At 74.3% G+C, this 15,255-nt stretch carries 12 protein-coding genes; 7 read left to right on the top strand and 5 right to left on the bottom strand.

Annotated features, from left to right (window positions below):
* Window positions 1-36 precede the first annotated feature (36 nt).
* Window positions 37-2,475, bottom strand: coding sequence for an FtsX-like permease family protein (locus tag ABTX62_RS01015; protein WP_352114204.1), 2,439 nt, complete (start codon window positions 2,473-2,475; stop codon window positions 37-39).
* Window positions 2,469-3,194 (bottom strand): ABC transporter ATP-binding protein, encoded by a 726-nt coding sequence (locus ABTX62_RS01010; RefSeq protein WP_352114203.1) that lies wholly within the window; start codon window positions 3,192-3,194, stop codon window positions 2,469-2,471. The genes ABTX62_RS01015 and ABTX62_RS01010 overlap by 7 nt, the downstream gene beginning before the upstream one ends.
* 156 nt (window positions 3,195-3,350) lie before the next feature.
* On the opposite strand from ABTX62_RS01010, the gene ABTX62_RS01005 reads away from it, so the two are divergent.
* The 3 genes from ABTX62_RS01005 (at window position 3,351) to ABTX62_RS00995 (ending at window position 6,986) form a co-directional block, all read left to right on the top strand.
* A complete protein-coding gene (locus ABTX62_RS01005) occupies window positions 3,351-4,622 on the top strand; it encodes a sensor histidine kinase (RefSeq protein WP_352114202.1) in 1,272 nt (423 codons plus the stop codon).
* Window positions 4,612-5,271 carry a response regulator gene (locus ABTX62_RS01000; RefSeq protein WP_352114409.1) on the top strand — a complete coding sequence of 220 codons (660 nt, stop codon included), beginning with the start codon at window positions 4,612-4,614 and terminating at the stop codon, window positions 5,269-5,271. The genes ABTX62_RS01005 and ABTX62_RS01000 overlap by 11 nt, the downstream gene beginning before the upstream one ends.
* A gap of 389 nt (window positions 5,272-5,660) precedes the next feature.
* On the top strand, window positions 5,661-6,986 hold the full coding sequence (locus ABTX62_RS00995; protein ID WP_352114201.1) for a cytochrome P450 family protein: 1,326 nt from the start codon (window positions 5,661-5,663) through the stop codon (window positions 6,984-6,986).
* Here the strand turns inward: ABTX62_RS00995 and ABTX62_RS00990 are convergent.
* The gene (locus ABTX62_RS00990; RefSeq protein ID WP_352114200.1) at window positions 6,934-7,854 is read right to left on the bottom strand and encodes an NAD-dependent epimerase/dehydratase family protein; all 921 of its coding nucleotides are present in this window, start codon (window positions 7,852-7,854) and stop codon (window positions 6,934-6,936) included. The genes ABTX62_RS00995 and ABTX62_RS00990 overlap by 53 nt on opposite strands.
* Window positions 7,851-9,059: a ScbA/BarX family gamma-butyrolactone biosynthesis protein gene (locus ABTX62_RS00985; protein ID WP_352114199.1), complete on the bottom strand. Its 1,209-nt coding sequence runs from the start codon at window positions 9,057-9,059 to the stop codon at window positions 7,851-7,853. Before ABTX62_RS00985 ends, ABTX62_RS00990 begins: the two co-directional genes overlap by 4 nt.
* A 265-nt stretch (window positions 9,060-9,324) precedes the next feature.
* Here ABTX62_RS00985 and ABTX62_RS00980 point away from each other — a divergent pair, with 265 nt between their 5' ends.
* The 4 genes from ABTX62_RS00980 (at window position 9,325) to ABTX62_RS00965 (ending at window position 13,203) form a co-directional block, all read left to right on the top strand.
* Window positions 9,325-10,005 carry a ScbR family autoregulator-binding transcription factor gene (locus tag ABTX62_RS00980; protein WP_352114198.1) on the top strand — a complete coding sequence of 227 codons (681 nt, stop codon included), beginning with the start codon at window positions 9,325-9,327 and terminating at the stop codon, window positions 10,003-10,005.
* A 250-nt stretch (window positions 10,006-10,255) separates the two neighbouring features.
* Window positions 10,256-11,695, top strand: coding sequence for a DUF2252 domain-containing protein (locus ABTX62_RS00975; RefSeq protein ID WP_352114197.1), 1,440 nt, complete (start codon window positions 10,256-10,258; stop codon window positions 11,693-11,695).
* A 262-nt stretch (window positions 11,696-11,957) separates the two neighbouring features.
* The gene (locus ABTX62_RS00970; RefSeq protein WP_352114196.1) at window positions 11,958-12,785 is read left to right on the top strand and encodes a hypothetical protein; all 828 of its coding nucleotides are present in this window, start codon (window positions 11,958-11,960) and stop codon (window positions 12,783-12,785) included.
* An 88-nt stretch (window positions 12,786-12,873) separates the two neighbouring features.
* Entirely contained in the window at window positions 12,874-13,203 is a 330-nt protein-coding gene (locus ABTX62_RS00965; protein WP_352114408.1) for a rhodanese-like domain-containing protein, read from the top strand.
* A gap of 46 nt (window positions 13,204-13,249) precedes the next feature.
* On the opposite strand, the gene ABTX62_RS00960 is transcribed toward ABTX62_RS00965, so the two are convergent.
* Entirely contained in the window at window positions 13,250-14,383 is a 1,134-nt protein-coding gene (locus ABTX62_RS00960; protein ID WP_352114195.1) for an acyl-CoA dehydrogenase family protein, read from the bottom strand.
* Between the last annotated feature and the right edge of the window lie 872 nt (window positions 14,384-15,255).

The raw sequence follows: 15,255 nt of genomic DNA, 5'->3' as shown, positions 1-15,255 counted from the left end.
GCTGGTCTCATGATGAGATCGACCCGGGCGGAGGGCCTACTCGTGTACCCCGGCCACGACCGCCGGGCGGCGGCGCAGGGCGAGGGTGGCGGGGACCGTCGCGGCGGCCACGGCCAGCAGGGCGCAGGCGCCCGCCGTCGTGCCGAGGGCCTCCCACGGGAGGGTGAGGGTGGGCCGCACCGACAGCAGGGCGAGGGCGCTCCACAGGCCGGCCAGGTTGACGCAGGTGACCAGCACGCCGAGGAGAGCGCCGGCCGCGACCGCCGTCAGGGCCTCGGCGCCGGTCAGCCGCAGCAACTGCCACCGGGTGGCTCCGGCCAGCCGCAGCACGGCCAGGTCGCGGACCCGGTCGGCGGCCGCCATGACCGTGGTGTTGACCACGGAGATGCCCGTGTAGAGCAGGGCGATGCCGAGGACCAGGAAGAGGCCGAGGTGGGTGGTGCGGTCGGTGTCGGGACGGGTGGCGCGGAGCCATGCCTTCCGGGTGAGGATCCGGCCGTCCTCCGCGCCGAGTGCCTCGCGCAGGGCCGGGGCCACGGTGGCCGGGGGCGTGCCGTCCTCGACCGCCACGTCCACGCGGTCGACCCTGGCGCCGGGGGCGTTGCGCGGGGTGACGTAGACGCCGTTGCCGCCGGTGCCGGTGGGCATCACCGCGGCGACGCGGAGGGTGCGCGGCGTCCCGTCACCGAGCCACACCTCGACCCGGTCGCCCACCCGGTGCCGCCGCCACTCCTCATTGACGATGATCGAGTCGTCGTCGAGGTCGCCCGGTCCGCCCGCCACGAGCGGAAGGCGCGTGGTGGCCGTGAGGTCGCCGGGGTTCGCGGCGCGGGCCTCGGAGCGGATCAGGGCCACGCCGTCTTCGAGGACGTGGATGGCTGTCGAGGACGTCGGGGAGACCCGCGCCCCCGGTACCGCACGCAGTCTGCGCAGGGTGTCCGCGTCGAAGCCCGCTCCGGCCACCGGGGTGACGATGAAGGCGGCGGTGGTGCGGTCGCTCGTCTCGGTGGCCTTCGCCTGCCGCAGGGTGGCGGTGGCACCGAGGAGTGAACCGGCGAGCGCGACCGTCACCAGGACGGGGGCCGCGAGCGCGGCGGTCCGGCGGACTCCGGTGGCCGTGTTCTCCCGGACCAGCATGCCCACGGCCGAGGGGAGGCAGGTCAGCAGCCGCGTCAGCGGGCGCAGCACGAGGGGCGCGAGCAGGGCGGTCGCGGTGATCAGCAGCATGGGGCGGCTGATGTACGTCTTGCGGTGGAGCAGGTCGGACGGATCGCCGACCAGGGAGAGGGCCGTCAGCACGGCAGCCGTGAGCAGGAGGATCGCGCCGCACAGCAGGCGGCCGCGGGTCAGGGGCCCGCTGTCCACGACCGCCTTGCGCAGGGCCTCGGTGGGGGCGGTGCGGCCTGCTCGCCATGAGGCCGCGGTCGCCCCCGACAGGGCGACGAGCAGGCCCGTCCAGAAGGCCGCGTGGTACGGCCAGGTGTGCTCCCCGATGGTGAACCAGGCGGGGGCGAGGCCCTCGTCGACCAGCCGGGCCGCCAGCAGCGGTGCCCCCCGGGCGCCCAGCGCGCAGCCGGTGGCCGAGGCGAGGACGCCGACGGCGAGGGCCTCCGCGAGGACGCTCCGGCGGATCTGGGCCGGGGCGGCCCCGGCGGTGCGCAGCAGGGCGAACTCCTTGCGGCGCTGGGCGACCGCGAAGGCGAAGGTCGACGCCACGACGAAGACCGACACGAAGGCGGTGACGCCGCCGGCGGTGCCGAGCAGGGCGTTCATCGCGGTGAGCGCCTCGCGGTCCCGGCCGGCGTCGGCGTCGGCGAGGCGACGCGCGTCGCCGGTGAGGACCCGGGCGCTGCCGCCGACCGCCTTCCGTACGGACGCCGGATCGGCATGCACGACCAGTTGGGCTGTGGAGCCCCCCAGCCGGGCGGCACGGGCGTCCGTGAAGAAGACGGCGTTCTCGGAGCCGCGCGGGGTAAGGGTGCCGACGACGCGTACGGTGCCGTGGCCGGTGCGGATCCGCTGGCCGGGGTGTGCCCAGTCGCCGGTGACGACGGCCTCGTCGGCCGTGCGCGGTGCCCGGCCGGTGGCGAGGTCATAGCGGGCGTACGCGGCGGTGGACCAGGGGTGGCCCACCAGGTCGGCGGGCCCTCCCTCGGCCCGGACGGGGAACGAGCGGTCCTCGACGACGGGGCCCAGTCGCCGCAGCCGCGCGACGGTCGTGGCCGGTACGGGGCGTGGGTGGGCGAGGGGGGACGCCCGGGTGCCGAGCGGGGTCGGGACGCGCAGGATGTCCAGGCCCTTGACCACGACCGGGGCGGCCGCGAAGCGCTCGGGGCCCCGCTCCGGGGCGGTGACCGTCGAGGCCAGGGCCAGGCCGGTCACGGTGAGCAGGGCCACGCCCAGGCAGAGTGCGAGGAAGCTGCCGGTGAAGGTGATCCAGCGGGTGCGCAGGGTGCGCAGGGTGACGCTCAGCACGGCAGGGCCTCCGGACGGTTCATGCGGGTGGCGATGGTGTCGGCGTCGGCGCCGGTCAACTCCCCGCTCACGCGCCCGTCGACGAGGAAGACCACACGGTCGGCGTACGCGGCGGCCACCGGGTCGTGCGTGACCATGACGACCGTCTGGCCCTCGCGGTCGACCATGCCGCGCAGCAGTCCGAGCACCTCGCGGCCGGTCCGGGTGTCCAGGGCGCCGGTCGGTTCGTCGCCGAACAGCACATCGGGCCGGGTGATCAACGCGCGGGCCAGGGCGACGCGTTGCTGCTGGCCGCCGGAGAGCTGGGACGGTCTGTGCCGGGCCCGGTCCGCGAGACCGACCTGCCCCAACGCCTGGCGTACCCGGGCCGCCGGGACGCGGTGGCCGGCCAGGCGCAGGGGCAGGGCCACGTTCTGCTCGGCGGTCAGTGAGGGCAGCAGGTTGAACGCCTGGAAGACGAACCCGACGCGCTCGCGCCGCAGCAGGGTCAGCCGGCGTTCGCTCAGCCCGGTCAGCCCGGTGCCGCCCACGGTGACGGATCCGGAGGTGGGCCGGTCCAGGCCGGCCGCGCACTGGAGCAGCGTCGACTTGCCGGAGCCGGAGGGCCCCATGACGGCGGTGAAGGTCCCGGCCGGGAACGCGAGCGAGACTCCGCCGAGTGCGGTCACGGACCCGTACGTCCTGGTGACGGCGTCGAGCCGGACGGCGTCATGTGTCATGGGTTCCCCCTGGTGTCGGTGTCGCTTCCACGAAACCGCGCGGGGGCGGGCCGGCGCAGTGCGGCGGGGCCCAGACCCGGGGTAGGGCCAGGCATACCCCCGGGCCTCCGGCAGAGCCCATGGCCGGGGACGCGGCCCGCTTCTACGGTGATCCCCATGCGTCCTCGGAATGTGTGGCAGGCGCTGTCCCGCCCCGGATACCTGCTGTCGGCGTGGCCGTGGCGGTCGGCCGGGTACCTGCTCACCGGCGCGGTGACCGGTGCCGTCGTGCTCATGGGGATCGTGCTGTCGGTGGCGGCCGGCGGGGTGCTGGCACTCGCGCTGGTGGGGTTGCCGTTGCTGCTCGGGACCGCTCTGACGGGCATTCCGGTGGCGGCGGTGGAGCGGGCGCGGCTGCGGCTGGTCGACGCGGAGCCGGTGCCCGACCCGCACCGGGCGCCCGGCGAGCCGGGGCTGCGGGCCTGGCTGTCGACCCGCCTGCGGGAGCGGGCCACCTGGCGGGAGCTGGGCCACGCCCTGCTCTTCGCGGGGCTGTTGTGGCCGGTCGACGCCCTCGCGTTCACCGTCCTCCTGCTGGGACCGCTCTCCGTGGTGGCGACCCCGCTGCTCATGGCCGTCCTCGGTGAGGCAAAGGTCCTCAAGGTGTGGCCGGTCACCACCTGGCCCGCTGCCGCCGGGTGCGCCGTCCTAGGGGTGGTCCTGCTCGCGCTGGGCGCCTGTCTGCTGGGCGTGGTGGCCGGCGCCCGGGCCGGGCTGGTACGGCTGCTGATCGCGCCCCAGCAGACCGATCTCGGGGCCCGGGTGGTCGAACTGGCGCGGTCCCGGGTGCGGTTGGTGGACGCCTTCGAGGCCGAGCGGCGCCGCATCGAGCGCGATCTGCACGACGGGGCGCAGCAGCGGCTCGTCGCCCTGACGATGACGCTCGGGCTGGCCCGTCTCGACGCCCCGCCCGGACCGCTCGCCGACCGGCTCGCCACGGCGCACCAGGAGGCGGGCGCGGCCCTCGCGGAACTGCGCGAGCTCATCCACGGCATCCACCCCAAGGTCCTCGCCGACTACGGCCTCGAAGCCGCCGTCGCCGACGCCGCGGACCGCTCGGCCGTGCCCGTGGACGTCGACCTGGACCTGCCGGGGCGGCTCTCCCCGGCGGTCGAGGCCGCCGCCTACTTCGTGGTGTGCGAGGCGCTCGCCAACGTGGGCCGGCACAGCGGCGCAAGCCGGGCCGAGGTGAGCGGCGGGCACCGCGACGGGCGGTTGCTGCTGCGGATACGCGACGACGGGCGCGGTGGGGCACGGGCCGGGGAGGGCAGCGGGCTGACCGGGCTCGCCGACCGGGTGTCGGTGCTCGATGGCAGACTCTCCCTGTCCAGTCCGCCCGGCGGACCGACCCTGCTGCGGGTGGAGATCCCTTGTGACCCTGCGAGTTGAGCGGCCGCTGCGGGTCGTCCTGGCGGAGGACAGCGTGCTGCTCAGGGACGGGCTCGTCGGACTGCTCACACGCTGTGGGCACGCGGTCCTCGGGGCCGTGGGGGACGCCGAGGCCCTCGTGGCGGCCGTCGGGGAGCACGACCCGGACGTGGTCGTCACGGATGTGCGGATGCCGCCCGGCTTCCAGGACGAGGGCCTGCACGCGGCCGTGCGGCTGCGCGAGGAGCGGCCCACGCTGCCCGTGCTGGTCCTCAGCCAGTACGTGCAGCGCCGCTACGCGGCCGAGCTGCTGGACTCCGGGGACGGCACGGGCGTCGGCTATCTGCTCAAGGACCGCGTCGGCCAGGTCGAGGAGTTCGTCGAGGCGCTCGGGAAGGTGGCGGACGGCGGCACGGTCGTCGACCCCGAGGTCGTACGGCAGTTGCTGCGCCGCCGCCGCGACCCGCTGGAGCGGCTCTCCCCGCGCGAGCGGGAGGTGCTGGCGCTGATCGCCGAGGGCAGGTCCAACAGCGCGATCGCCCGCGAACTGGTCGTCTCCGAGGCGGCCGTGGGCAAGCACGTCTCCGGCATCCTCACCAAGCTGGACCTGCCTCCGGCGGACGCGACCCACCGCCGGGTGCTGGCCGTGCTGGCGTATCTGCGCGCCTAGGGGGCTTCTGATGGATCTACGTGGAAGAAGGAGCGGCGTTCGGTGCGTGCGATCGGCGTGCGGCGAGCGTGCGTGCCGGGCGTCGCGACGCCGCGGAGATCCATCAGAAGCCCCCTAGTGCCCCAGCAGGTGTCCGCAAGGCGCCGCTGTCGTCGACGCGCTGAGGGCACCAGCGAGTTGGTGTTCTTGCGTGGCCATCGGAGCCCTGCGGGGGAGCCACGGGTGACCGAACGGTTCCGGGCCGTCCGGACCCGTCTCGCGCTGCGGTGGCCACCCACCCCTGGCCAACAGTGGGTGAAGCAATGGCCAAAACAAACCGGTTGGCAAGTTTCGCCGTCGGCCGGATCGCACCATGGTCCCCCAGCCTCTGGACCGAGGAGCGATGAGTCATGGCACAGCAGGCCTGCCCCTTCCTGTCGATCGACCCGTCCGGTCAGGACCTCTACGGCGAGATATCCCGGATCCGTGCCCGGGGCCCGGCCGTGGAGGTCGAACTCCCCGGCGGTGTGAAGGCGTGGTGGATCACCGGCCTGGAGCTGAACAAGCGGCTCCTGGCCGGCCCCGAGACGAGCAAGGACGCCTACCAGCACTGGCCGGCCTGGATCAACGGCGACATCTCCCGCACCTGGCCGCTGGCCATCTGGGTCTCGGTGCGCAACATGGTCACCGCCTACGGATCCGACCACAGCCGGCTGCGCAAGCCCATGGCCGCCGCCTTCACCAAGCGCCGGGTCGACGCGCTGCTGCCGCGCGTCCAGGAGATCGTCGACCGGGCGCTCGACGCCCTGGAGGACGTCCCGGAGGGCGAAGTCGTCGACCTGCGAGCGGCGTTCGCGGCGCCGATCCCGCACGAGGTGGTGTGCGAACTCTTCGGCGTACCGGCCGGCGAGGACGGCCCGCGCGCCGCCCTCTACCGCATCATCAACCGCTTCTTCGACACGGCGATCACCCTGGAGGACGCCCAGGCCAACGCGGTCGACCTCTACGGCACGCTGACCGCGTTCCTCCAGTACAAGCGGGAGCACCCGGCCGACGACCTGACGACCGCGCTCATCGCCGCACGGGACGAAGGCGGCCTCAGCGAACAGGAGTTGATGGACAACCTGATCCTGCTGCTCACCGCCGGGTTCGAGACGACCGTCAACCTCATCGACAACACCGCGCACAGCCTGCTCGCCCACCCCGACCAGCTCGACCTCGTCCGCTCCGGACGGGTGACCTGGGAGGACGCCTTGGAGGAGTCGCTGCGCTTCGAGGCACCGGGCGCCATGTCGGGCTTGCGCTACGCCGTCGAGGACATCGAGATCGAGCCGGGCCTGACCATCCCCAAGGGCGACCCGCTCGTGGTCTCCTTCGCCGGTGCCGGGCGCGACCCCGAGCGGCACGGGCCGGACGCCGAACGGTTCGATGTCACGCGAGCCACCAGCCGCGACCACGTCTCCTTCGGCCACGGCGTGCACCACTGCCTGGGCCGGCCCCTGGCCATGGCCGAGGCGACCGTGGCCCTGACGTCGCTGTTCGCGCGTTTCCCGCGACTGGCCCTGGCCGACCCGTCGCAGCCGCCGAAGCGGCTTCGCTCCATCATCTCCACCGGCCACGAGGAGCTGCCGGTGCTGCTGCACGGCGGGGGCCCGGGCCCCCGCCCGGAAGAAGCGGAGGCGATCAGGAAACCCGGCCCTGGAGGAACGCGCGGTACCAGGGCGCCGCGAGGCTGAACGCCGCCCCGAACCCCTCGCCGGGCGAGCAGTCGACGTCCTTCCAGAACGCGTCGTCCACGAACCAGTGGTCGACCGTGAGCATGCCGAGATGATGGAGGGCGAGCGGGGACCCGGCAGCCCGCTCCAGGGCGGTGGCGACGTCCACGGCCGCACCGCGCCCGGGCTCGCCCAACTCCCGGCCCACGGCGGCCAGCAGGTCGGGAACCGTCACCGGCTCGGGGTGGCCGACGTGGCGCACACCGCCGCCCGGCGCCGGGGAGAGGGCGGCGGCCACCACGGCACGGCCCAGGGTGTCGACGTCGATCATCGACTGGAGCGCCTCGCAGCCGGTGAGGGTGGCCGACAGCTCGTTCATCAGCCACACCACCCCGGGGATCACCCAGCGGTCGCCCTCGCCGTACACGAGGTGGGGGCGCAGCACCAGACCGCCGGCGTCGACGACGTGCCGTTCGGCGGTGGCCCGGGTGCGGCTGGTGGGCGACGCGGGCGCGATCGGCACCTCCCCGGGGCGCACGCCGGGGAACGGGCCCCGGCCGAGGACGGCGGCCGTGCTGACGTACACGATTCGGCGCACTCCGGCGCGCAGGGCCTCCTCGACCAGGGCCCGGGTGCCGTGGTCGTTGACCGCCCGGACGGTCTCTTCGGCGCCGCCGATTCGCGAGGCGCAGTGCACGAGGACGTCGGTGTCGGCGCACGCGCCGCGCAGGGAGGGCGGGGCGCAGAGGTCGCCGTGGACGTATGCGGGGCCGGGCGGTGCGTGCCGGGACAACAGGCGGACGTGGACGTCCGGTCGCCGCCGGGCCGTGGCGGCGACCCGGCCGCCCACGAAGCCGCTCGCGCCCGTGATCAGAAGGTTGACCGTCACGACAGGGACCGTGCCGGCGCCGGACGGGCACAGGTCAGGGTGGCGGTGAAGACGGACTCGCCGTCCTGCCGTCCCGCCACCCGGACGGTCGTCTCGCCGGGGTGTTCGGTGCGTACCTCGGTCTCTATCCGGCAGGGGCCGTGCAGTTCGGCGTACCGGGTGAAGCCGGCCGTCATGGTGCTCGGCAGGAAGGGGCGCAGGCCGGACGCGGCGGTCGCGGCCTGGCGGGCCGCCTCGAACAGGACCATGCCGGGGACGTGGTCGTTGGTTCGCTGGAAGAGGACCGGGTGGCCGGTGTCGAGGCGCAGGTGCCAGACGCCGGGCTGTTCGGTCGGGGCGAGGACGACGTCCTCCGGGCGGGCCCGTCCCGCGGCCCGCGGCGGTATGCCGGGCAGCAGCGGCACCGGCGTGTCTGTGGCGTTCAGCTTCGCCGCCCGCAGGCGCCGATAGGCGCGCGACGAGGTGCAGCCGGTGCTGCCGGTGCCGCGGGCGACGAGCCGTCCCGCGCGCCGGAACTCCATCGTGGTCCGCATGCTGTGCAGGCCGCGACCGCGGCGGCGGATCTCGGAGCACACGACGTCGACCTCGACCGGTTCGGCGGCGTCCGCCAGCAGCAGCGCGGACGGGTCGACGCGGACCGTCAGGTCCCACATGACGAAATGTGTGTCGGCCGGGGCGCCGAACTCGGCGTGCGCCAGCACCAGCGAGGCCTGCCGCAACGTTTCGCCCACGATCATCGGGTCCTGGTGCCGGTCGTCCACGGGGCCGAAGAAGGAGTGGTCGGCCGGCCAGTGCGCGGTGAACCGGAAACGCGTGTCGGAGATTCGGGTCCACCGGGCGGGGAAGACGTCCGTCTCTCTGGTGCGGTGGGCGAGTTCCTTGGTGACGGCGGTGTGGACGTGGGGGGCGAGGTGTTCGGTGACGAGGGAGGGTGGCGGCGACGACGGCGCCGGTTCCGCGGCGACCGGGGGCGAACCCGCGGGTTTCGCGGCGGTGGTGGCCGGTGACGGGGGTTGCCCGGCGGTGGTGGCCGGTGAAGCGGGTTCCTCGGCGGTGGTGGCCGGTGACGGGGGTTGCCCGGCGACCGCGGGCGACACCGCGGGTTTCGCGGCGGCGGTGGCCGGTGATGCGGGTTGCCCGGCGGCGGTGGCCGGTGAAGCGGGTTCCTCGGCGGCGGGACGCGGTGGCGCGATCCCCCGGTGCACCACGGCATGTGGCGAGTTCTCGACGGTCGTAGCGGTTTCGTTTGCCGGACGGCCCCCACGTCCGGTCTGATCGTCAGTGAGTGCGCTCAAAGGCCCTGTCTCCGGCATGAGAACCCCCAGGATCGGCTGCCTGACCGCGGTCGACGCCTGACTAAGATACGGACGAACCGGTTATTTCCAAAGTGCGACAAAGCACTGGGACAGGCTCTCGCGCCCTCGCCACGCAGCGACTTCACAGGCATCGACGGAGATCAGGAGGCACCCGATGGCGCGACAGGAGCGCGCGATCCGCACCCGGCGGACCATCCTGGAGGCGGCAGCGGCCGTCTTCGACGAACGCGGCTACACCTCGGCGACCATCGGCGAGATCCTGGACCGGGCCGGCGTCACCAAGGGCGCGCTGTACTTCCACTTCGGCTCCAAGGAGGAACTGGCGGTCGGGGTGTTCGAGGAGCAGCTCGCGATCACGCTCCCGCCGCAGTCCAGCAAGCTCCAGGAACTCGTGGACTCCGGTCTGGTCATGGCGCGTCGGCTGCGGTCCGAGCCGCTGGTGCGGGCCAGTGTGGGACTCGCCCTCGACCAGGGGGCGATGGACCTCGACCGTACCCCAGCCTTCCAGATGTGGGTCGACCAGAACGTGCAGCTGCTGGCCGAGGCGAAGACGCGGGGCGAACTGCTCCAGCACGTCGACGTGGAGGAGACGGCGGAACTGCTGGTCGGCAGCTTCTCCGGGGTGCAGCTGCTGTCCCAGCTGCGCTGCCAGCGGCGGGATCTGGAGCGCCGTGTCGTCGTCCTGTTCGAGCACTTCCTGCCCAGCATCACCGTGCCCGCGGTGCTGGCCCGGCTCGACATCACGGCGGACCGGGCCGAGAAGGTGCTCGCGCAGGTGCGGGCGGAGGAGGAAGCGGCGGTGGCCGTGGAGACCTCCGTGCCCTCGGGGGCGTAACGCGCCCCACCGCACGGCCCCACCGCACGGCCCCACCGCACGGCCCCACCGCACGGCCCCACCGCACGGCCCCACCGCACGGGCCCGCCGCACGGCCCCACCGCACGGGCCCGCCGCACGGGCCCGCCGCGCGGCCCCGCCGCAGTTGCCCACAGCTGTGGAGTTGTCCACAGGGTCTGACGCGTTTCCGCCGCCGGTTGTACGGTCGGCACGAGTTGATGTTCGTGCGCGTGCGGGGGAGGCGGTCGGTATGACCAGGGATGGATCTCAGAACGAGGGCGGGACCACAGCGGGGGACGGGGCGCCGCGCCGGCTGCCCCGGGTGCGCGGCTTCGCCGCATGGCCGGCCGAGGGCTCGCCCAAGGACGAGGGCAAGGCGCTGCGCAAGCGGATCCCGCGCAGCGCGCACGCCACGCTCGACCTGGACGCGTCCCGGCCCGACGCGGTGAGCGCGGTCGAGGAGTCGGGCCGCGGGCGACTGCCCGAGCTGGCCCCGATCAGGGTCGGCCGCATGACCGCCACCCCCTTCGCGTTCCTGCGCGGCGCGGCGGGCCTCATGGCCCACGACCTCGCGCGCACGCCCATGACCCGGATCCGGGCCCAGATCTGCGGCGACGCCCACGCGGCCAATTTCGGCCTGTACGGCGACGCGCGCGGCGGACTGGTCATCGACCTGAACGACTTCGACGAAACGGTCCCCGGCCCCTGGGAGTGGGACCTCAAGCGGCTCGTGACCTCCCTGGTGCTCGCGGGCCGGGTGGCGGGCGCCGACGAGGACCAGTGCCGCAAGGCGGCGTACGACGCGGCCGGTGCCTACCGCAGGACCATGCGGCTGCTGTCCAGACTCCCGGTGCTGGACGCGTGGAACGCCATCGCGGACGAGGAGCTCGTCTCCCACGCGGACGCCCATGATCTGCTCGGCACGCTGGAGCGGGTCTCCGAGAAGGCCCGCCACAACACGAGCGGCCGTTTCGCCGCCAAGTCGACCCAGGCCACCGAGGACGGCGGGCGCCGCTTCGTCGACGCCCCGCCGGTGCTGCGGCGCGTCCCGGACGCGGAGGCCGCGGTGGTGGCGGCGTCCCTGGAGGAGTACGTCGGCACCCTTCAGGAGGACCGCCTGCCGCTCCTCGCCCGGCACGCGGTGCAGGACGTGGCCTTCCGCGTCGTCGGCACGGGCAGCGTCGGCACCCGGTCCTACGTCGTGCTGCTCCTGGACCACCGCGGCGAGGCGCTGGTGCTGCAGGTGAAGGAGGCGCGGGCGTCGGCGCTGGTACCGCATCTGACGACGGCCGGCTTCGAGGTGCCGGACGCCGGTCACGAAGGCCGGCGGGTCGTGCTGGGCCAGAAGCGGATGCAGGTCGTGAGCGACAGTCTGCTGGGCTGGACCACGGTCGACGGCTTCGACTTCCAGGTCCGCCAGTTCCGCAACCGCAAGGGCAGCGTCGACCCGGCCGCCCTCGCCCCCGACCAGATGGACGACTACGGCCGCATGACCGGCGCGCTCCTGGCCCGCGCCCACGCACACAGCGCCGATCCGCGGCTCATCGCCGGGTACTGCGGGAAGAACGAGGAGCTGGACGAGGCGATGGCGGCCTTCGCCGTGGCGTACGCGGACCGGACCGAAGCGGACCACGCGGAACTGATGGCCGGGGTGAAGGCGGGGAAGGTAGCGGCGGAGCTGGGGGTGTAGGGCGGCCGGGACGGGGGTGCAGGGGTGAAGGGGTGCGCCGGCCGGGCGGGGCCGTCGGCGGCCCAGGTCTGCCGCTCCGCCCCGTCGGCTGCCGGGCGGGCGCTGTGCTGGGGGTGTCTGTGTTGCGTGGTTGGTTGCCGGGTGGGCGCTGTGCCGGGGTGTCCGTGTCGCCCGGTCGGTTGCGGCGCCGGGTTACGGGGGCGTTTACCGGCCTTGTCCTCCGGGGCGAGGCCCCAGGGGGCTCGTCACCTAGGCTGGTCGGGTGACGACCCCGGAAGCTGAGCAGGATGGCGGCGACGCCGCACGGCCGGAGGCGCGGCTGGAGCGGGCCGTGCGAGCCGCCGAGCAGGCGTTGATCGAGTACGAGATCGCGGTGGAGACCTTCCGCGTCGAGGTCGAGAACTTCTCCCGGCTGCACGAGCAGAAGCTCGGCCCGCTGTACGCGCGACTGGAGGAGCTGGACGCCCGGATCCTCGAAGCCAGAGCCGCCCGCAGCGGCGACCCCGCCGACCGGCAGCGGGCCGAGGAGGCCAGGGCGCGCCTCGCCCCCATCCCCGGCGTCGAGGAACTGCTGCACGGCTGGATGGACGGCAGCGGTCTGTTCCCGGAGGCCTCGGCGATGCTCACGGATCAGCCGGTCCGGCCCCCGCAGCGGGTCCGCCCCAGCGAGGAGGCCCGCAGGCTCTACCGCGACCTCGCCCGCAAGGCCCACCCGGACCTGGCGCAGGAGGAGAAGGAGCGCCAGCGGCGCGAGGAGTTCATCACGCGGGTCAACGCCGCCTACGCCCGGGGCGACGAGGCGGAGCTGCGCGAGCTCGCCGAGGAGTGGGCCAGGGGACCCGAGCTGAAGCGGGGCCCGAGCCGCGCCGAGGAGTTGTATGCCCGCCTCGAATGGCTCGCCCAGCGCAAGGAACTGCTCGCCCTGCTCGCCGGGGAACTGGAGGACAGCGCCATCGGCCACATGCTCCAGCTGGCCCCGGACGACCCGGACCGCCTCCTGGACGAGATCGGGCAGGGGCTGCTCGCCCAGGTCACCGAGCGCGAGGCGGAGCTGGCCGCGCTGCTCGGTGAGGGCGCGGGCGAGAGCTGAGGCGAGGGCGGAGCCGGGGCCGGGCCGTGCCCCGCCCGGTGTTCGGGCCGGTTCCGGTAGCGTCGGACGCATGAGTTTTGGAGCTGGTGTGCCCACGGTCGCGGTCGCGGACCTCAAGGACGGCGACTTCCTGCTGGACGTCCGGGAGGACGACGAGTGGAAGGCCGGTCACGCCGAAGGGGCGCTGCACATCCCGATCAGCGAGTTCGTCGCCCGCTACGGCGAGCTGACCGAGGCCGCCCCGCAGGACGGCCGGGTCCATGTGATCTGCCGTTCGGGCGGCCGCAGTGCCCAGGTCACGATGTATCTGGCCCAGCAGGGCATCGACGCGGTGAACGTCGACGGCGGCATGCAGGTGTGGGAGGCGGCGGGGCGGCCCGTCGTGACGGAGGACGGGCAGCAGGGGTTCGTCCTCTAGACTCGCCTGTCCTGGAGCTTCGCCTGTTCAGGACTCGCCCGTTGCGTCAGGCCGGCGGATGGGCGGCCAGCAGCTCGCCCAGGGCCTCCTCGTGTGCCGCGGCCGGGCCGAGTGACAGTTCCAGGTGCTTGGCCCAGGCGTGGTACCGGTGCAGGGGGTAGTCGACGTCGGCGCCGAACCCGCCGTGCAGATGCTGCGCGGTCTGCACGACCCGGCGGACGCCCTCCGATGCCCAGATCTTGGCGACGGCGACGTCACCGGCCGCCGGCAGGGCGCCGAGGGCCCCGGAGGCGATCCGCCAGGCGGCCTGCCACAGGGTGGCCTCCATCGCGCGCAGGTCGATGTAGCGGTCGGCGGCCTGCACGGCGACGGCCTGGAAGGTGGCGATCGGGAACCCGAACTGCTCCCGCTCGCTCGTGTACTGGCCGGTCATCCGCAGCACCCGCTCCCCGAGACCGAGCGCCAGCGCACACGTCCCGGTGGCCAGCAGGTCCCGCAGCCACTCCCACGCCCCGTCGGTGTCGATCACGTTCCGGGCGGCGAGTCGCGCCGACTCCAGCCGCAGCTCGCCGAGCCGTTCGCCGCTGGTCGAGAACTGCTCGGCGAGGACGGCTCCCTCAAGCCCGCGGGGCACCAGCGCCAGCAGGGTGCGGCCGGTGCCGGTGTGCGCGGGGACGACCGTGACATCCGCGTCGTAGGCCCACGGCACAGCCGTCTGCATTCCGTCCAGCACCCACGTCCCGCCGTCCTGCCGGGCGGTCACGGCCTGCTCGGCCGGGTCGTGGCCGGTGCGGCCGTGCGCGGCGACGGTCAGGACGAGTTCCCCCCGGCCGGCCCGGGCGAGCAGGTCCGCCTTCGCCTCGTCACCGCCGTAGGCCTGGACGGCCGCCGCCGCCGCGCTGTTCTCCAGCAGGGGGACCCTGGCCAGCACGCGTGCCGACTCCCGCAGCACCAGGCACAGCGCGACGGCGTCCAGGCCGGCCCCGCCGTGGCGCGGGCCGAGCAGCAGGCTCAGCAGGTCCGCGTCGGCGAGCCTGGCCCACAGGGCGCGGTCGTACGTCTCGGCGACGGCGCCGGGTGTGAGGGCCGGGCTGGGCACGGCGTCGGGCGCGACCCCGGCGAACACGCCCTTGGCCGCCTCGGCCGCCGCCTGCTGCTCCTCGGTGAAGGTGAAGTCCACGGTGCCTGTCCTTCCGGGTCCCGTTGAGCTGACGGGGCGTCAAGATAGAACAGGTTCTAGAAGAAGGGAATGGTTCTACGGGCGGGCGCCGTAGGGTGTCACTCCTGTGGACACCGGCCGGGCCGCCCTGTGGATAACCTGCGGGAGTCCCCTGTGGACCAGGGGGACGGCGGCTCTCGGGCGGGCGCACGCGCCGTACGGTCGTCTGCGCGGTGTGGCGACGGCCACGGCGGGACCGGCGGACAGGGGCTGTGCCCGGGTGGGCGTCCTGAGTACCGTTCCCGTGCCGATGCCGCGCGCCGGTGCGCGGATGGGGCGACGCCCTCGCGGCCGGGCGGACGGAACGACGGACCGGGATCGTGGAACGGGGCGGAATGGACGCGTACGACGAAGGCTCGAACGCCCGGCACGGTCCGGGCACGCCGAGCCGGCCGGCCTCGCCCACGGAACGGGGCGCACCTGGGGAGTCCGCAGGCTCGGGCGTGCCGTCGGCGTCTGCCGGGGTGGGCGTGTCGTCCGGGTCCGCCGAGCGGGGCGTGCCGTCGGGGTCCGCCGAGCCGGGCGTGCCCACCCCCCGCTCCGAGCCGGTCGGGCCGTCCGAGCCGGTCGGGCCGTCCGAGTCGGTCGCATCGCCGGGACCGGTCGGGTCAGTCGGACCGGGCGCATCGCCGGGACCGGTCGGGTCAGTCGGACCGGGCGCATCGCCGGGACCGGTCGGGTCAGTCGGACCGGGCGCATCGCCGGGACCGGTCGGGTCAGTCGGACCGGGCGCATCGCCGGGACCGGTCGGGTCAGTCGGACCGGGCGCATCGCCGGGACCGGTCGGGTCAGTCGGACCGGGCGCATCGCCGGGACCGGTCGGGTCAGTCGGA

The organism is Streptomyces sp. NPDC096046 (genome assembly GCF_040303285.1).
Lineage (GTDB): Bacteria > Actinomycetota > Actinomycetes > Streptomycetales > Streptomycetaceae > Streptomyces.
The sequence above is the reverse complement of the archived record's forward strand: the minus strand, read 5'-3'. Positions and strand labels throughout refer to the sequence as shown.